Origin of the sequence: Hungatella sp. SL.1.14 (assembly GCF_024460495.1) — a bacterium.
Classification (GTDB): Bacteria; Bacillota; Clostridia; order Lachnospirales; family Lachnospiraceae; genus Hungatella; species Hungatella hathewayi.
On sequence record NZ_JANFYJ010000002.1, the window covers coordinates 61,608 to 79,312 of the forward strand.

Sequence of the window (17,705 nt, forward strand, 5' to 3'; positions counted from 1 at the left end):
GGAGGTGGACTTTCGTGGCAGATATTATAGATGGATTATATTCCTGGGTTTCATTCTTACCAAGGATAACCAAGACGAATCTCATTGAGATTATTATCATAGCAGTACTTCTGTATGAGCTGCTTGTCTGGATTATGAATACGAGAGCCTGGACTCTCCTAAAGGGAATTCTGTTAATATTATGTTTCTATGTGCTGACCTATATTTTCCGTCTTGATAATATCAAGTGGATTTTGAATACGATTGCGACGCCTGCGGTGACGATGGCGATCGTGATTTTCCAGCCGGAGCTTCGAAAGGCGCTGGAACAGCTGGGAAGCAGAAACCCGCTCACAGGAATTCTTACCTTTGATGACGGGAAGGATAATTCCGGTTTTACTGACAGGACCATCAACGAGCTGGTGAAAGCCACGTTTGAGATGGCCAAGGTGAAGACGGGAGCGCTCATGGTGATTGAGCGGGGCGACTCCTTAAAGGAGATCGAGCGAACCGGTATTGAGATTAATGGTCTGGTATCCAGCCAGCTCCTGATTAATATATTCGAACACAATACACCGCTTCACGACGGCGCGGTGGTGATACACGGAAACAGGGTGGCGGCGGCTACCTGCTACTTACCGCTGTCCGACAACATGTCCATCAGCAAGGAGCTGGGAACGAGGCATCGTGCTGCGGTCGGCGTCAGCGAGGTGACTGACAGTCTGACCATCGTGGTGTCGGAGGAGACAGGACGCGTGTCTGTCGCTTCGGAAGGCGGCTTAAAGCGCGCGGTTGACGCTGATGCGCTGCGGGAACTGCTCATGGATCTCAAACATGTGGAAGGAGAAGGAAGCAGATTTAAGATATTGAAGGGAAGGCGGAAAAATGAAGGAAAAATTGCTAAATAATCTCGGCCTTAAAGTCGTTTCTCTCGTTCTTGCCTTTGTTATCTGGATGGCGATTGTCAATATCTCTAATCCAGTTGTCTCCGGACAGCCGTTTACGATTCCGGTGGACGTTCGCAATGAGGAAATCCTGGATAATGCCAATCTGACGTATGAGATTGTCGAAAAGGACAGCGTTACGGTGAATTACCAGGTAAATACGAGAAACAGTTCCCTGTTCCGGGCCTCCGATTTCAGCGCGTATATTGATTTAAAGGACTATAACGATGTGACTGGCGCAGTGCCGATTACCATAGAGGTGAATAAAAACAAGGAATCCCTGATCAGAGACGGGGAAGTGACGGCCAAGCCGATGGTTCTCCATGTAAAGACAGAAGCCATGCAGAACAAGAAATTCGACTTAAAGGTGAATTACGTCGGAGAAGTGGAAGACGGTTATGCGTCGGGAATTACCACCCTGTCCTCCGATTACGTGGTAGCCCGCGGTCCGGAATCCGTGATTGGCCAGATTGCTTCCATCGGTGTGGAAATCAGCCGGGAAGGCGCCAACGCAGATCTGGAGGGCGATGTAGTACCCAAATGTTACGATGCCAACGATAAAGAATTGACGGATCTCGGAGATAAGCTGACAATTACTCCGAACACCATTCATTATAATATGGCAATCCTGAAAGCAAAGGAACTGACCCTGAATTTTGAAGTGAAAGGGACAGTCGCCCCGGGATACCGGTTCACAGGAGTGGACAGTGATTTAAAATCTGTTCCTGTAGTAGCGACGAAGTCCGTGCTGGCGTCAGTCAATGCGCTTTCCGTCGCGGATGATAAGCTTACCATTGAAGGTGCGACTGCAGATAAGGTGATCCATCTCGATCTGAACAATTATCTGCCGCCGAGTACGGCGATTGTTCCGAACGCTCAGAGTGAGGTAACAGTTACCCTGAAGGTAGAACCGCTGACTACAAAGTCCTATACTCTGAATCTGGCCGAGCTGGCCAGCCGCGGTACCGACCCCGATTATGAGTATACCTTCAGCAGAGACAGCGTGGATGTAAATATCAGGGGGCTGAAGGAGGATCTGGATACACTGGATGTCAGTGATTTGAATGCCGTGCTCGATATGACTGGCCTTGAGCCTGGAACCCATCCGGGAAAGCTTGCTTTCGAGGTGGGAGAAGGATTTGAAGTGGTGAATTATTCTGACTTTGATGTGATGGTTGTTGCTGATGGTGAGGATGAGAGTGAAGGTCCCGGACAGACGACTGCTGACCAGGGGACAGATGAACCGGCAACCGCCGGCACTTCAAAAAAAGCAGCAGAATAAGAATGACGATGTGTGGAGGGAAATAATATGGTCAGTGCTAAAGTTGTCATAAAGAATCCTACCGGCCTTCATTTAAGACCGGCAGGGATTCTTTGTAAGGAAGCTATGAACTTCAAGTCTTCGGTGAATTTTCGTTTTAAGAATACCACCGCCAATGCAAAGAGCGTGCTCAGCGTATTGGGCGCCTGCGTAAAAAGCGGCGATGAGATTGAATTCGTCTGTGAGGGAGTGGACGAAAAGGAGGCTCTGGCTGCCATGGTTCAGGCTGTCGAAGACGGACTGGGCGAATAAATCTATTTTATAATTAATAAGGAGGTCTTGTTATGATGAAAGGAACAAGCGCATCTGCAGGTATCGGCATTGGGAAAGCCGCTATCGTGGAAGAGACAGAACTGGTAATTAAGAAGGAGACGATCTCAGACGCAGCAGCCGAGAAGGAACGCTTCCAGGCAGCCTTAAAACAGGCGATGGAGGAGACGGAGGCTCTGGCGAAGGATCTGGCCACGAGAGTGGGGGAGAAGGAGGCGGAGATTTTAAACGGCCACTTAATGCTTCTTTCGGATCCAATGCTGACAGGTGAGATTGAGAACACGATTGCAGGGGAGAATGCATGCAGTGAATACGCCATCGAGAATGTCTGCAACATGTATGCCGATATGTTTGCCTCCATGGGAGACGAGCTGATGCAGCAGAGAGCAACCGACATGCGTGATATTAAGACGCGTATGCAGAAAATCTTACTCGGTGTCAGTTCCGTGGATATCGCCTCACTGCCGGCAGGCAGCGTCATCGTTGCGAAGGATTTGACCCCATCCATGACGGCCGGCATCAATCCGGCAAATGTCTGTGGGATTGTAACAGAGTTAGGCGGAAAGACCTCTCACAGCGCGATTCTGGCAAGAGCCCTGGAGATTCCGGCAGTGGTTGCGGTGGAGGGCTTTTTAAACAGTGTGAAAGATGGAGATACCGTGGTTCTGGACGGCTCGGAAGGCGTTGTATTTGTGAATCCGGAGGAAGCTGTCACTGCGGAATATGAGGCAAAGAGAACCACTTATTTAAAAGAAAAGAAGGAACTGGATCAGTACATTGGCAAGCCAACCGTAACAAAGGATGGCGTTACCATCGAACTGGTGGCCAATATCGGAAAACCGGAGGATGTGGATAAGGTTCTTCAGTATGATGCAGAAGGAATCGGCCTGTTCCGTACAGAATTTCTGTTTATGGACCGGAATTCCATGCCGACGGAGGACGAGCAGTTCGAGGCGTACCAGAAGGTAGCCATTGCCATGAACGGCAAGCCGGTGATCATCCGTACACTGGATATCGGCGGTGACAAAGAGATTCCTTATATGGGATTAAAGAAAGATGAGAATCCATTCCTGGGATACCGGGCCATCCGTTTCTGCCTGGACCGCAGGGAAGATGTATACAGACCGCAGCTTCGTGCACTTCTGCGCGCGAGTGCGTTCGGCAATATTAAGATTATGGTTCCGATGGTAACCTGTCTGGAGGAATTCCGGGAAGCAAAGGCAATGATTGAAGAAATCAAGGCAGAGCTGGATTCCAGGGGAATTGCCTATAAGAAAGATATCCAGGTGGGTATTATGGTGGAGACAGCCGCAGCCTCCTTAATGGCGGATGCGTTTGCAAAGGAAGTAGATTTCTTCAGCATCGGAACGAATGACTTAACACAGTATACCATGTCGGTGGACAGAGGAAATGATAAGGTATCTTATCTGTATTCGCCGCTGAATCCTGCCGTACTCCGCAGCATCCGCCATATCATTCAGTGCGGACGGAAAGAGGGGATCATGGTCGGAATGTGCGGGGAAGCAGCCAGCGATCCGCTGATGATTCCGCTGCTGCTGGCATTTGGCTTAAATGAGTTCAGTATGAGCGCTTCCGCAGTCTTAAACGCCAGAAAGCTGATCACGGGCTACAGCATCGCAGAACTGCAGGCTATCGCTGATAAAGCCATGTCATTCGTGACAGCGGGCGAAGTCGAGGCATACATGCGCGAACAGCAGTGAGCAGTGCGAAAACGAGCGAATGCCCGCGACCGACACGAAGCGGAGCGGAGTCGAGGTGCACTGCAAAGTCAAAGCTGAATTTACGAATTATAAAATCCTGAAAGGAAGGCAGCTGTCGCATTGGCGGCTGCCTTCCTGTGATGAAGGAGAGTAATTAATTATGGGTGTTTATCTGATTTGTTACGCAGCCAGTTATCTGTTTGCGAGGGCGGGGTATTACTGGCTTTCGGGCCTTGTTTTAATCCTGGCTGCGCTCTGGCTGTACTGGTATGATTACAGGAGGACGGAGAATATCATTCATCTTCGCGGCCTTTTTTCCCTGTTCTGGGTTGGCGGCCAGGGGATTGCGTGTCTGAAGCTGTCTGAGCTTTCGTCGGACTGGAATATTGTCACCTGGCTCTGTTTCCTGGCGGCGCTTTTGGGCTTCTGGGTGACGTATGAGTTTTTGATGCGGGCACAGGGCGAGTCGGGAGGCCAGCGCTCCAGATGGTTTAATTTCCAGGGATATGAGAGGCCGCTGTTCTGGTCTATGGTCATCGTTACCGCGGTGTCTCTGGGCGCGTTTCTGGCAGAGGCTCTGATCCTGGGATTCGTTCCGTTTTTCGTGCGGGGCGTACCGCATGCCTATTCGACCTTCCATATCACGGGAGTCCACTATTTTACGGTCTCATGCGTTCTGGTACCGGCCTTGTCCGTGCTCTATTTCTGCATTGAGCAGGGACGGAACGGTGTGCGTATGGTGCTGGTAATCCTTATGGACATCCTTGCCTGTGCGATTCCGGTTCTCTGCGTCTCCAGGTTCCAGCTGATTCTGGCTGTGGGACTGGCCGTGCTCACGTATATTGCCATGGACAACCGGCTGAAGATTTCCTATGCCATAGGTCTGGTGCTGGGAATGATACCGATCTATGTGCTGCTGACCTTTGCGAGAGGCCATGACGTCTCGTATCTGAATGGGATATTCCAGATGAAAAACAGCGAGATGCCGATCTTTATCACGCAGCCGTACATGTATATCGCCAACAACTATGATAACTTTAACTGCATGGTGGAATGGCTTCCATCCCACACCTTCGGCCTTCGGATGCTGTTTCCCTTATGGGCGCTGACCGGGCTTAAGTTCCTGGTGCCATCCCTGGTGGATTTTCCCATCTATGTGACGAAGGAAGAACTGACGACGGTCACGCTGTTTTACGATTCCTTCTATGATTTCGGAATCGTCGGTGTCGTTCTGTTCTCCTGTATTCTGGGTATGGCCGCATTTCTGCTGGTCCGGATGATGAAGCGGATACGCAATCCGGTGGGATATCTGTTTTATGCCCAGTTTGCCATGTATCTGGTGTTGTCTTTTTTCACCACATGGTTCAGCAATCCGGCTACCTGGTTTTATTTGATCGTGACAGGCCTGCTTTGGGGCTTTTGTTCCTGGCGTAATGACGGAAGACACGGGTAATCCTGAGAGGCGGGAGAATCCCGTGTCTTTCGCCTGTTATCCGGCATCAGGGCCTTGCGTATTTCGTAGGGCCGGTATTTACAGAAAGAGGAGTGAAAAATGGAAAAAGAAGATATCAGAGTAACACACGTCATTATACATATTCTGGATTCCACCGTGGGGACGGCGGTGATGTCGGGGGGCCTTTTAGAGCATGGTTCCGATTTTTCCGATTTTGTGAGAAGCCATATTTACCGGGTGATGACCAGTGACGAGGGGAAATCCTGTCAGTTTGACGGCGATTCTCCGGTATACCAGATGGTCTCGGAGATGGATGAGGACACGTTTATCCAGAAGTCCCAGGAGATTGCCCAGAAGCTGTTTGACATCATGTATTCCAACATCGATATTCCGTCTGCGGATTTGATGGTAGTGCGCTACGATGCGGGACAGCAGTGCGGCATCGCCCTGCTTAAGATGAATTACAAGTCATCCTATACCCATATGACAAACTATACGGAAAATGGAAACTGCAACGACATTATCCGGCAGAATGCTATTCTTCCGGCGGAAAATCAGAAGCTGGCTGAGGCGTGCCTGATCGACTTAAATGATTATTCGCTGCGAGTGATGGAGAAGAAGTATGAGGTTAACGGCGTGAAGACCAATTACTTTTCTCAGATGTTTCTGCAGTGCCACGGCAGCATGTCTCCGAAGACGGAGCTCTCTATCGTTACCAGGGCGGTGGAACAGGTTCAGAAGGGATACTATGATGAGTCGGAACAGTGGGAAGCCCATATGGAGGCGAAGAGCATCTTAAGCCAGGAACTGGCGGAACAGGGAACCATCGATATCCCGACCGTAGCGGAAAAGATCTTCCACGAAAAACCGGAACTGAAGGAAGAATTTACGGAAAAGATGGAAAAATACAATCTTTCAGAAAAACAGGTGACGCCTCAGAATCCTTCCACTACCAGAAAGTTCGAAAAGCAATATCTGACCACAGATACCGGAATTGAGATCAAGATTCCAATGGAGGAATACCAGAACAGGAATTCTGTAGAATTTATCACAAATGCGGATGGGAGCATATCCGTGCTGATAAAAAACATCGGGAGTATTACCAGCAGGTAATATTCCCGATGTTTTTTATCACGGAACTGTATTTCTGTTCTATCAGTCCCGGCTGTTATCGGAGGTGTCATCCTGTTCTGCGTCAGGCAGTTCTTCAGACTTCCGGGGAGCGGATGATCTGACTTTTTCTTCTTCTGAAATCCGGTAAATCTTCCGGTTATGACGCCGTACTGCCGAAAGGATGACTGCTGCGATGACAGCCAGCGGAATCCAGAACGGACAGGTGGTGATAATGAAGATCAGGAGATTCGTCAGGGCCGTGATCAGGGACTCGAAGTTTTTTGCAAGCCCGTTTTTCATTCTCGTTCCGGCTGATTCCGGGGCGGCGGGCGTATAATTTGTTACCTCTGCGATGTTTAAATAGACGGTACTGTAGTCTACCTGGTTGTCATAGAGACGAAGCTGGGATTCCATGGATTCCAGCTGATACCGGATATCGGAGAGACGCTGCTCCAGTGTGATGACGGTGTCGATGGACTCAGCTTTCTCCAAAAACTGCCAGATGCGCTCCTGCTCGATTTCCAGTGATTTTTTCCGGCTTTCCATGTCACTGTACTGGAGCGTGACGTCCTGGGTGGATTCTGATTTGTTGGTGACATTTCCGCTGTCACTGACGGCTCCCACAAAACGGTCCAGTTTATCGTCGGGAATACGCGCGGTGATGTTGGCGTACCGGGGAATGGGTTGGCCCCGATAGTTTAAGCTGGTGCCTGAGATATCAGACTGTTCTGTGTAGCCGCCCAGCTCAGACAGTTTGGCATTGACACCGGATATCATCCTGTCGAATTCCTCTGTCTCCACCTGCATGGTGATATTGCGGATCAGCTTGCGGCCTTCCGGCAGCTTCGGGGTACTGAAGGATTCTGTGTTCAGCGTGGTGCCGCCTTCCGCCTTCTGGGATGCATAGTCGTAGCTTTCGGAATCGTTCGATACGGTTTCAGCGGCCGTTTCCGAGTAGGCCCCGGTTGTCTCTGCAACCATCACAGATTTGCTGGCTGCCCCGCATGCGGTGATTCCGACTGCGGCGGCAAAGAACGGAATTAAAAAATAAACCATTTTTTTCATAATGATTCTCCTCCCTGAGAATGGATTGAATTTGGTTCTGATTAGAGAATACCATGGCGGAAAATGGATTGCAATGGAAGTAATAAAGGATTAAGAAAACATTAGATCTTTAGAAAAATATTAAGAAAAAATGAAAAAGAAACAGATAAAAACAAAATAGAAGAAAAAAAACGAACACTTGACAGTCTATATAAAAGGCGGTACCATAGTCTTATAAAAAAGGAATCGCACGGGATTTTTACGGGAGACTCCGGTGCGGGAAAGGGAGAAACAAGATGGGGAAAAAGTGGATAACGGCGGTTCTTGCCGCAGCGCTCAGCGTGGCGATCGCATCATCGGCATTTGCAGGGACGTGGGAGAATCAGGAGGGAAGATGGAAGTATCACAACGATGACGGCAGCTATGCGGCAGCCCAGTGGGTCGAAGACCAGGGAAACTGGTATTACGTAGAGCCGGATGGCTTTATGAAGACCGGCTGGTATCAGGACGCAGCCGGAGTCTGGTACTATCTCGATGAGAATACGGGAGCCATGGCTTCCAATACCACCAGGAATATCGGGGGAACCGATTATACGTTTGACGGTTCCGGCGCGTGGATGCAGCCGCAGGTACGGTTGAATGACGGCTGGAACGGAACGACATATGTGAACCGGCTGATTGGATATCAGATCACGCTTCCGGATTCCTATCAGGCTGTTTCGGGAAATTCTGTTTCCCTGCCGGAAAATGCGCAGTATGACATGGTTGCCGCTGCACCGGATGGAAACAGCATCATTGTTACCGCGGTCATTAATATGTCCGAACTGGATGGAGAAAACTGGTCCGACGAGGAACTGGCTTACTATTTTAAATACATATACAGAAGTGACAGCGATGTCATCGGTGCGTCATTCAACGATCTTGGCTTTGCAAAGATTACTCTGGTACAGAGTGAGGACGGGGTTGCCGACGTCTATTTCAGACGCTGCGGCTCCTATGTCCTGATGATCGAGACCGTGTTTATCCCGTCGAGATGGCAGGAGATTGATCAAATTCTGCATACGATGAAGATCCCGGACTGACGAATCAGCAACTGTCACGTGTAAGTGAAGCAAAAGGCCCTTTCGGCAGGCAGCCTGGATAACGGGCTGCCTGCTTTACTTTTGCCTTGCATCGGAAGGCGTGGATTCAAAGTACTTCTTATACGCCCTGGAAAATGTAGAGTAGTTTTTAAAGCCGCAGTCAAAGCATACACTTGTAACGGGTGTTCCGCTGCGAAGCAGATCACGCGCCAGAAGCAGGCGCTTTTCTGTTATGTAGCTGCCCAGAGTATAGCCGGTAGCCTGCTTAAATAAGTGCATCAGGTGGTAGCGGCTTAAGTAAGCGGCATCGGCGATCTGGTCCACTGACAGATCTTCGGTCAGATGGCCGGAAATGTATTCCATGACCGCTGAGATTCTGCGGTCGCCGGTACCGGGAGAGAGATATTCCACCCGTCCGGTCAGGGCAGCGCGGTTTAGCTTGATCATAAATTCCAGAAACACTACCTGGCAGTACAGTTCTTTTGCATAGCCGTCGTGAGCGCAGGCGTATTCTAAGTCGGTGATGGTTTTGAACAGACCGCTTTTCTCCAGGGAGTGAATCCGCAGCACGTTGGAACGGAGTTCCTTCGCTTTGTGGAAGCAGTCGCTTAAGTCATAGGTATCGGAACGGTAGGACGTGATGAAGCGGGGGGAGAGGTAGACGATGATCCGTTCATAGGGAACGGATGGATCGATGTCCGGTCTGTGTATATCATTATGGCTTACCAGCACGATATCATAGGGCTGCAGCTGATACTCCTGGCCTTCGATCCGGTAGGTGACACGGCCCCGTATGAAGATGATAATCTTATCAAAATCATGGTAGTGATATTCAAAATCCTGTTTTTTTGTATCGGTCAAATGGAACAGCCGGAAGTCGCTGTTTAAGTATCCTCTTTTTTCATAACCAGTCATAAGTTCAAGGTTCCTTTCGTCTGTTAGCTCTATTATACAGGAATAAACACAATATGCAATAAAAACAGCATAATATCGATAGAAATGTTAAATAATGCTGTTTATAATAAAGGGAAAGAAGATAGGACAAAAGAAGGGACACATAATGAAGATTATTGTTTTAGCTGGCGGATACAGTCCGGAGCGGGAGGTATCCCTGTCCTCGGGTTCCTTAATTGCCAATGCGCTGATGGAGCAGGGCCATGAAGTGTTTTTTCTGGATCCCTGGCCTGGAATAAGGGAGGGGGAGGAAGTCCGTTACAGAACCAGGGAAGAGGGATATCATTTTTCCAGTGAAATCGGTATGGAGGCTCCTGACTTGGAAAAGCTTAGAGCAGGGCATGGGATGAAAAAGACGCTGATTGGTCCCGGCGTTCTTAAAGCATGCCGGGAGACGGATATGGTGTTTATCGCGCTCCACGGCGGTGCAGGGGAGGACGGACAGATTCAGGCGGTTCTGGAGGCATACGGAATTCCACATACGGGAAGCAGCTGGAAGGGCTGCCTGCTGGCGATGGATAAGAATATTTCCAAGATTTTTATGCGGACGGCCGGAGTGGCAACTCCCGACTGGTATCTTGCAGAAAAGGGAAAAACCAGCCGGCCGGATTTCCTGCCCTGTGTCGTAAAGCCGCTGGACTGCGGTTCCAGTGTGGGAGTCACAATCGTGGAACGGGAAGAGGAGTGGTCTGCGGCGCTGGAAGCTGCGTTTTCCCATGGCGGCCGCGTGCTGGTGGAGAAAAAGATTACAGGAAGAGAATTCTCCGTTGGCGTACTGGGTGACAGAGCCCTGCCTGCCATAGAGATTATACCGGAGAGTGGGTTTTACGATTATAAAAATAAGTATCAGCCCGGCATGACAAGGGAGATTTGCCCGGCCTGGATCGATGGCATGCAGGAAGTAAAGATGAAGGAAACAGCCCTGACAGTCCACCGTATCCTGGAGCTGGGATACTATTCCAGAGTTGACTTTATGATGGACGAAGACGGCGCCGTCTACTGTCTTGAGGCCAATACGCTTCCGGGTATGACGCCTCTCAGCCTTCTTCCTCAGGAGGCGAAGGCGGCCGGAATTACATATCATGAATTATGCGAAGCAATTGTTAATAATGGGAAAGGAGCCGCATTATGAAGATTACGTTAGAAAAATACCATGGACTCGGAAACGATTACCTGATCTTTGATCCGAATAAAAATGAATGGAAGCTCACAAAGGAGGCGGTACGGCTGATCTGTAACCGCAACTTCGGCGTCGGATCGGACGGCCTCCTCGTCGGCCCGATATTAGGGGAAAATAAGATGGAGGTGAAGATTTTAAATCCGGATGGCAGCGAGGCGGAGCTAAGCGGCAACGGTGTCCGGATTTTCGGAAAGTATCTAAAGGATGCAGGTTATGTACAGAAGAACCATTTTGCGGTCAACACGTTAAGCGGTGAGCAGCAGATTCATTATCTGAATGAGGAGGGGACGAGAATCAAGGTTTCCATGGGACATCTAAGTTTCTGGAGCGACGAAATCCCGATGACGGGGCCGAGGCGGGAGGTGCTGAATGAGACGCTGACGTTTGGCAGCATTCCGTACCGGGTGACCTGCGTCTCCATCGGCAATCCTCACTGCGTAATCTGGCTGAATGATATTTCAAAGGATCTGGTCTGCCGGATCGGCCGCCATTCCGAAGCAGCGGGCTGCTTCCCGGAGAAGGTTAATACGGAACTTCTGAGGGTGGTGGACAGAACCAACATCGAAATAGAGATTTATGAGAGAGGCGCGGGCTATACTCTGGCTTCCGGAACCAGCGGCTGTGCTGCTGCGGGGGCGGCCTATAAGATGGGACTTACAGATCCCAAAATGTACGTCCATATGCCGGGCGGGGTTCTCGAGGTGGAAATCGAGGAAGACGGCTCCGTCCTGATGACCGGAGACGTAGGCTATGTGGGGAAATTTACACTCTCCCATGAGATGACAGAGCAGCTGCGCAGTTTGTAGAATACTATAACAGATTTCAGGAGAAGGGGGACCGGTTTCAGATGGTATCCCTTCTCTTTTCCTTTTTTATCTGCGTTTGCCGATGGCGGTGAAGGACCGCCGTACCGGACAGCAGACCATAAACGGAAACATCGGGATAAACAGAAACATCAATCCCGTTTTGTTGACGTATTGCCGCTTCATAGATTATAATAGATAATAATTGTGATTGAATGTCTGCAGCTCTGGCTGCGGCAGGGAGGCGGGGTTATGAATCAGTTGCCAGCAGCTGGAGAAGGTACCGGCATTTATGTGATAGATGGAGAATTCAGAGTAGTCTATTTTAATGAAACAGCAAAGGCGGTTTGTCCGAATCTGAGAGTGGGGGATCTCTGCTACCGGGGGATCTGTAATGGAAGCGCACCATGCAGCAGCTGCCCGGACAGGAACGAGGACTGCAGCAGGCTTCTGCTGTACGATGCGGTAAACCGGCAGTGGATAGAATTATCTTCGGGGCGGATTGAATGGCCGGGGCACGGGAGGTGCCGGCTGATGCTCTTTAAGGTCGTGGACCGGCAGAGTATGAGTCTCTTTTACGATTTGACGGAGACCAGTGCCTATGAGGAGCTGTTCGAACTGAACCTGGCAGAGAATACCTATAAGATACTCTTTCACCAGAATGGAAAATATGTAATTCCCGACATGGAGGGCAGACTGGATTCCATGTGCATGGAGGTGGCGGATCATATGATCTGTCCGGAGGACCGGGAACGTTTCCTGGAGTTCTGGAATTTCGATACGCTGGCTCAGCGGCTGAGCGGGAACAACCACACCATAAGAGGGGAGTTCCGGAAACTTCTTGTATCCGGGGAATACTGCTGGGTTGCCCAGACGGCCATACAGCTGCATACAGGGGAGCAGGATAAAACGGTTATTATGGTTTTCATCCAGGACATCGACAAACAGAAGAAGCAGGAGATTGCGGCCGCGAACAGCGGAAAGAGCGGACTGGAAGAAAAAGATTCCATGATGGGACTGTACCGTTATGGCCCGTTTCTCGAGAGGGCGGAACAGTTCCTTAGGGAAAAGAGCGGAAGTAAGTTCAGCATGGTCGCCATAGATATCGAACATTTTAAACTGTTTAACGAGTGGTACGGGGAAGAGGCCGGGGACCGGTTTCTGACCAGCATTGCAGAGCAGTTAAAAGAAGTGGAAAAGCAGTATGATTCCATGGCCGGTTATATGGGAGGCGACGATTTTGCCATTATTATTCCGAGAGAGGAATCGGTTCTCCGGAATCTGGAGCGGGGAATCAGGCATTTTGTGAAGCAGTATGGGGGGAGCGTCGGCTTCCTTCCCGCCTTCGGCGTCTATGAGATTGAGGAGTGGGACGTATCGGTCAGTATGATGTATGACAGAGCCTCCATCGCCCTCGCCTCGGTGAAAGGAAACTACCTAAACCGTATGGGACGGTACGATGCCGGAATGAAAAAGAAGATGGAGGACGACCAGCTCCTGCTTTCGGAGGTTCAGAGGGCCCTGGACAACCATGAGTTTATCTTTTACGCCCAGCCACAGTGCAATATGCTGACAGGAAAGATTATCGGACTGGAATCCCTGGTCAGATGGAAGCATCCCGTCAGGGGCGTGGTGCAGCCGGGGGAATTTATTCCTTTGCTGGAGCGGAATGGCTTTATCACCAATTTAGACTTATACGTGTGGGATATGGTTTGCGCCCGGCTCCATGACTGGATTGCCGCAGGGCACAAGCCGGTGCCGATCGCAGTCAATGTCTCCAGAATCGATATTTATTCCATGAATGTTACGAAAACCTTTGTGGAACTGACGGGCCGGTACGGGATCGACCCGGCGCTTCTGGCCATCGAGATCACGGAAAGCGCCTATGCGGAAGATTATAATCTCATCCGCCAGGTGGTGATCGATTTGAGAAAAGCGGGATTTACCGTATTTATGGACGACTTTGGAAGCGGGTATTCCTCACTCAACATGCTGAAGGATGTGAATGTGGATGTCATTAAGATCGATACCAAGTTTCTGGATATGAACGAGCACAGCCAGAACCGCGGTATGGGAATCCTGGAGACCATTGTCCGCATGGCAAGGCTGACGCAGCTCCGCGTGATCGCGGAGGGAGTGGAGAAAAAGGAGCATGTGGATTTCCTGAGAAATGTAGGCTGTATCTACGGCCAGGGCTATTACTATTACCGCCCGATGCCGATCGAACAGTTTGAACCGCTGCTTCTGGATGAAGAGAATGTGGATTACCGTGGGATTTTGGCGCATCAGCTGGAAGAACTCCGGCTGGAGGATCTGGTCAATAAAGATGTGACCAGTGATGCGATCCTCAATAATATGCTGGGAGGGATGGCCCTTTACGATGTCTGCGGAGATAAGATCGAGCTGCTTCAAGTGAACGAGGGATATTACCGGGTGACCGGCTGCAATCCTGTCGATCTGGAGGAGCGCAGGAAATCGATTTTGGCTCAGATCCATGAGGAGGACCGCGATAAGGTGTTTGACCTTTTCGAGACGGCGTATAAAAATCCTTTAAAGGGGGCAGACGGTACCATACGGCGTTACAGGCTGAACGGAGAACTGATGTGGATCTCCCTGCGGATCTTTTTCTTAAAGGAGAGAGATGAGCACAGGCTGTTTTATGGATCAGTCAGTGATGTGACAGAGGGGAAGCGCCGGGAGGAAAAGCTGAATGCATCCCGGAAAATTCTCGCGGATGTGTTAAATATCAATGGAGAGGAAGCGGAATTTGGACTTGACGAGATCATGGCTCTGAGCCGTGAGGTGAAGGAATGCAGAAAACGTCTGGGAGAGCTGGAGCGGTGCAGACTGGCGGAGACGGATCCTCTGACTGGTCTCCATAACGGGAAGACGGCAGTTCCTCTGATGAAGGAATGGATTGCCAGGCGCAGAGGACAGCCGTCCGCCCTGGTACTGTTCCGGTTTGACGGTTTCAAAGCAGTGAATGAGGAACTGGGCCAGATAAACGGAGAACGGATTCTGGTGAACAGCGTGGAGAAGCTGAAGCGCTTTTTCCGGGAGGAAGATATCGTCTGCCGGATCGGCGGATATGAAATCCTGGTTCTCTGCAAGAATATCGGGGAGAGTGACATGCGCAGGAAGCTGGAACAGCTGATGGCGGACATGAAGCTGGAACTGGCCCTTGAGTCCGCCGGGGTGCGGCCGTCCATCAACGCAGGTTACGTGATGACCGCAGGCGGAGATACAGATTTTGATGACCTTTACGAAAAGGCCAGACAGGCGTTAAAAATGGCGTCTGCCCGGGGAAAAGGCATCTGCATGCGCTGCGGGCAGGAAATTACGGATTAGCCTGATGGCAGACGGGGAGCCGGGGCGCTGCCAGGTGTGGAAAGACGCCTGCGGCTGCCCCGGCTCTTCATTTTTTTTATAGACCTTGGGTTACGGGTATGGTATACTAGGAACACTTGGTAAGGCAATTCACAAACCTTACCGGCAATTACATAAAAAGTGAGGGAATGAGGATATGATAGCTGAGAAGATGAGGCCCCTTGTTGAAAATAATTCTGCCATTCGGGCCATGTTTGAAGAAGGAAAACGACTGGCGGCCATCTATGGACCGGAGAATGTCTATGATTTCAGCCTTGGCAATCCCAATGTGCCGGCACCGGAGGCAGTGAACCGGGCGATTACGGATATTGTGGCGGAAGAAGCCTCCACCATGGTTCATGGATACATGAGCAATGCAGGCTTCGAGGATGTCCGGGATACAGTGGCACAGTCGCTGAACCGGAGATTCGGCACGCATTTTCATCTGGAGAATATTCTGATGACCGTGGGCGCTGCCAGCGGCATGAACGTTATTTTAAAGACGATTCTGGACCCGGGAGATGAGGTGATCGTATTTGCCCCCTATTTTATGGAGTACGGTGCCTATGTGAGAAATTACGATGGAGTGCTGGTGACCGTGTCTCCGGATATCTCCTCATTCCAGCCCAACATAGAGGAGTTCAAAGAGAAAATAACCGGCAGGACGAAGGCGGTGATCATCAATACGCCCAACAACCCTACGGGGGTGGTCTATTCGGCAAAGACGCTGAAGCGGATTGGCGCTGTCATGAGGGAAAAGGAGGCGGAGTATGGAACTTCCATCGTGCTGCTGTCAGATGAGCCCTACCGGGAACTGGCCTATGACGGTGTGGAGGTGCCTTATGTGACGCCGTTTTACCATAATACCGTTGTCTGCTACTCTTACAGCAAGTCCCTGTCACTACCAGGGGAACGGATTGGATACCTGGTCATTCCGGATGAACTGGAGGATTCGAAGGCGGTTATTGCCGCAGCGTCCATCGCAAACCGTGTCCTCGGCTGTGTAAACGCTCCCTCGCTGATGCAGCGGGTCATCATGCGCTGTATCGATGAGAAGGTAAATGTGGAAGCCTATGACAGGAACCGGAATCTTCTGTACAACGGACTGCGCGGTTTTGGCTTTGAGTGCATCCGGCCGGAGGGCGCCTTCTATTTATTCGTAAAATCGCCGGAGGCGGACGACAGGGCTTTCAGTGAAGCGTGCAAAAAGCATCGTCTCCTGGTTGTGCCGGGAACCTCCTTTGGCTGTCCCGGTTATGTGAGAATTTCCTATTGTGTGTCTTATGAGCAGATTGAGCGGTCTCTGCCGGCTTTTCAGGCAGTTGCCGGAGAGTACGGGCTTGCACAGCAGGAGGGTGAACGATGAAACCATGGAAGGCAAATATCAGAAAAGTAATTCCTTATGTGCCGGGAGACCAGCCGAAGGGCAGCCATTTAATTAAGCTGAATACCAACGAGAACCCCTATCCGCCGTCTCCTTTCGTGAGCGGGGCGCTGAAGGAGATGGATTACGATCTGTTCAGAAAATATCCGGATCCCGCAGCTTCGGTTCTTGTGGATGCACTTGCGGAATATTATAATGTAAACAGTGATGAGATCTTTGTAGGGGTAGGCTCCGACGATGTGATTGCGATGGCGTTTATGACATTTTTTAATTCTTCAAAGCCGGTGCTTTTTCCGGATATCTCCTACTCCTTCTATCCGGTGTGGGCGGAGCTTTTCGGCGTGCCCTGTGAGAAGCCGGCGCTGAATAAGGAGTTTCAGATTGTAAAAGAAGACTATTACCGTGAGAACGGCGGGATTATTTTTCCGAATCCCAATGCGCCTACCGGGCTCTATATGCCGCTTTCCGAGGTGGAGGACATCATTTCCCATAACCAGGAGTCCGTAGTGATCGTGGACGAGGCCTACATCGATTTTGGCGGAAAAAGTGCGCTTCCCCTCACAAGGAAGTATGAAAATCTGCTGGTGGTGCAGACTTTCAGTAAGTCGAGATCCATGGCCGGCATGAGAATCGGCTTTGCCATCGGAAATCCGGACTTAATCCGTGCCTTAAATGACGTGAAATACTCTTACAATTCCTATACCATGAATATGCCGTCCCAGATCCTGGGGGCCAAGGCTGTGGAAGACCAGGCGTATTTTAAAGAGACGACGGAGAAGATTATCCGTACGAGAGAACAGGCAAAGGTAAGGCTTCGTGAGCTTGGCTTCACATTTCCTGACTCCATGGCGAATTTTATCTTTGCTTCCCACAAAACGGCTATGGCGAAGGATATCTATGAGGCGCTCAGGGCGAATCACATCTTTGTCAGGTATTTTAACCAGCCGGGGATTGATGATTATCTGCGCATTACCATCGGTACGGATGAGGAGATGGAGGCGCTGTATCGATTTTTGGAGGAATATCTTTAGAGCTGCGTTACCGCGGGCAGCGGGGCATTTGGCTTATCATGGTTCCGGCCGGGGTGTATA

14 protein-coding genes are annotated in these 17,705 nt (G+C 50.4%); 12 read left to right on the top strand and 2 right to left on the bottom strand.

The window, feature by feature from the left end:
• The first annotated feature begins 14 nt into the window (after positions 1 to 14).
• The 6 genes from cdaA (at position 15) to NE473_RS02570 (ending at position 6,801) form a co-directional block, all read left to right on the top strand.
• Positions 15 to 887: a diadenylate cyclase CdaA gene (cdaA, locus tag NE473_RS02545; protein WP_006773143.1), complete on the top strand. Its 873-nt coding sequence runs from the start codon at positions 15 to 17 to the stop codon at positions 885 to 887.
• Positions 865 to 2,205, top strand: coding sequence for a CdaR family protein (locus NE473_RS02550; protein ID WP_022032796.1), 1,341 nt, complete (start codon positions 865 to 867; stop codon positions 2,203 to 2,205). The genes cdaA and NE473_RS02550 overlap by 23 nt, the downstream gene beginning before the upstream one ends.
• Before the next feature lie 27 nt (positions 2,206 to 2,232).
• Positions 2,233 to 2,496, top strand: coding sequence for an HPr family phosphocarrier protein (locus NE473_RS02555; protein ID WP_002603149.1), 264 nt, complete (start codon positions 2,233 to 2,235; stop codon positions 2,494 to 2,496).
• A 32-nt stretch (positions 2,497 to 2,528) separates the two neighbouring features.
• A complete protein-coding gene (gene ptsP, locus NE473_RS02560) occupies positions 2,529 to 4,235 on the top strand; it encodes a phosphoenolpyruvate--protein phosphotransferase (protein ID WP_055650338.1) in 1,707 nt (568 codons plus the stop codon).
• A gap of 160 nt (positions 4,236 to 4,395) precedes the next feature.
• The gene (locus tag NE473_RS02565) at positions 4,396 to 5,688 is read left to right on the top strand and encodes an O-antigen polymerase (protein WP_055650337.1); all 1,293 of its coding nucleotides are present in this window, start codon (positions 4,396 to 4,398) and stop codon (positions 5,686 to 5,688) included.
• A 99-nt stretch (positions 5,689 to 5,787) separates the two neighbouring features.
• Positions 5,788 to 6,801, top strand: coding sequence for a nucleoid-associated protein (locus NE473_RS02570; RefSeq protein WP_022032793.1), 1,014 nt, complete (start codon positions 5,788 to 5,790; stop codon positions 6,799 to 6,801).
• 42 nt (positions 6,802 to 6,843) lie between these two features.
• On the opposite strand, the gene NE473_RS02575 is transcribed toward NE473_RS02570, so the two are convergent.
• Positions 6,844 to 7,866, bottom strand: coding sequence for a DUF4349 domain-containing protein (locus NE473_RS02575; protein ID WP_055650336.1), 1,023 nt, complete (start codon positions 7,864 to 7,866; stop codon positions 6,844 to 6,846).
• A 275-nt stretch (positions 7,867 to 8,141) separates the two neighbouring features.
• Here NE473_RS02575 and NE473_RS02580 point away from each other — a divergent pair, with 275 nt between their 5' ends.
• Positions 8,142 to 8,927 carry a choline-binding protein gene (locus NE473_RS02580; protein WP_055650335.1) on the top strand — a complete coding sequence of 262 codons (786 nt, stop codon included), beginning with the start codon at positions 8,142 to 8,144 and terminating at the stop codon, positions 8,925 to 8,927.
• Between the two features lie 75 nt (positions 8,928 to 9,002).
• Here NE473_RS02580 and NE473_RS02585 read toward each other — a convergent pair whose 3' ends face one another.
• Positions 9,003 to 9,842 carry a helix-turn-helix domain-containing protein gene (locus NE473_RS02585; RefSeq protein WP_006773135.1) on the bottom strand — a complete coding sequence of 280 codons (840 nt, stop codon included), beginning with the start codon at positions 9,840 to 9,842 and terminating at the stop codon, positions 9,003 to 9,005.
• Positions 9,843 to 9,987: 145 nt separating this feature from the next.
• Here NE473_RS02585 and NE473_RS02590 point away from each other — a divergent pair, with 145 nt between their 5' ends.
• The 5 genes from NE473_RS02590 to hisC all read left to right on the top strand — a co-directional run bounded on the left by NE473_RS02590 (position 9,988) and on the right by hisC (position 17,645).
• A complete protein-coding gene (locus NE473_RS02590) occupies positions 9,988 to 11,013 on the top strand; it encodes a D-alanine--D-alanine ligase family protein (protein ID WP_196411654.1) in 1,026 nt (341 codons plus the stop codon).
• On the top strand, positions 11,010 to 11,867 hold the full coding sequence (dapF, locus tag NE473_RS02595) for a diaminopimelate epimerase (RefSeq protein WP_055650333.1): 858 nt from the start codon (positions 11,010 to 11,012) through the stop codon (positions 11,865 to 11,867). The genes NE473_RS02590 and dapF overlap by 4 nt, the downstream gene beginning before the upstream one ends.
• 249 nt (positions 11,868 to 12,116) lie before the next feature.
• On the top strand, positions 12,117 to 15,212 hold the full coding sequence (locus NE473_RS02600) for an EAL domain-containing protein (RefSeq protein ID WP_055650332.1): 3,096 nt from the start codon (positions 12,117 to 12,119) through the stop codon (positions 15,210 to 15,212).
• Positions 15,213 to 15,387: 175 nt separating this feature from the next.
• A complete protein-coding gene (locus tag NE473_RS02605) occupies positions 15,388 to 16,596 on the top strand; it encodes a pyridoxal phosphate-dependent aminotransferase (RefSeq protein ID WP_055650331.1) in 1,209 nt (402 codons plus the stop codon).
• Positions 16,593 to 17,645 (top strand): histidinol-phosphate transaminase, encoded by a 1,053-nt coding sequence (hisC, locus tag NE473_RS02610; RefSeq protein ID WP_055650330.1) that lies wholly within the window; start codon positions 16,593 to 16,595, stop codon positions 17,643 to 17,645. The genes NE473_RS02605 and hisC overlap by 4 nt, the downstream gene beginning before the upstream one ends.
• The last annotated feature ends 60 nt before the right edge of the window (positions 17,646 to 17,705 follow it).

Coding starts and splice junctions, on each gene's coding strand:
- NE473_RS02550 (WP_022032796.1), top strand. CDS start 865: ATGAAGGAAAAATTGCTAAATAATCTCGGCCTTAAAGTCGTTTCTCTC.
- NE473_RS02555 (WP_002603149.1), top strand. CDS start 2,233: ATGGTCAGTGCTAAAGTTGTCATAAAGAATCCTACCGGCCTTCATTTA.
- ptsP (WP_055650338.1), top strand. CDS start 2,529: ATGATGAAAGGAACAAGCGCATCTGCAGGTATCGGCATTGGGAAAGCC.
- NE473_RS02565 (WP_055650337.1), top strand. CDS start 4,396: ATGGGTGTTTATCTGATTTGTTACGCAGCCAGTTATCTGTTTGCGAGG.
- NE473_RS02570 (WP_022032793.1), top strand. CDS start 5,788: ATGGAAAAAGAAGATATCAGAGTAACACACGTCATTATACATATTCTG.
- NE473_RS02575 (WP_055650336.1), bottom strand. CDS start 7,866: ATGAAAAAAATGGTTTATTTTTTAATTCCGTTCTTTGCCGCCGCAGTC.
- NE473_RS02580 (WP_055650335.1), top strand. CDS start 8,142: ATGGGGAAAAAGTGGATAACGGCGGTTCTTGCCGCAGCGCTCAGCGTG.
- NE473_RS02585 (WP_006773135.1), bottom strand. CDS start 9,842: ATGACTGGTTATGAAAAAAGAGGATACTTAAACAGCGACTTCCGGCTG.
- NE473_RS02590 (WP_196411654.1), top strand. CDS start 9,988: ATGAAGATTATTGTTTTAGCTGGCGGATACAGTCCGGAGCGGGAGGTA.
- dapF (WP_055650333.1), top strand. CDS start 11,010: ATGAAGATTACGTTAGAAAAATACCATGGACTCGGAAACGATTACCTG.
- NE473_RS02600 (WP_055650332.1), top strand. CDS start 12,117: ATGAATCAGTTGCCAGCAGCTGGAGAAGGTACCGGCATTTATGTGATA.
- NE473_RS02605 (WP_055650331.1), top strand. CDS start 15,388: ATGATAGCTGAGAAGATGAGGCCCCTTGTTGAAAATAATTCTGCCATT.
- hisC (WP_055650330.1), top strand. CDS start 16,593: ATGAAACCATGGAAGGCAAATATCAGAAAAGTAATTCCTTATGTGCCG.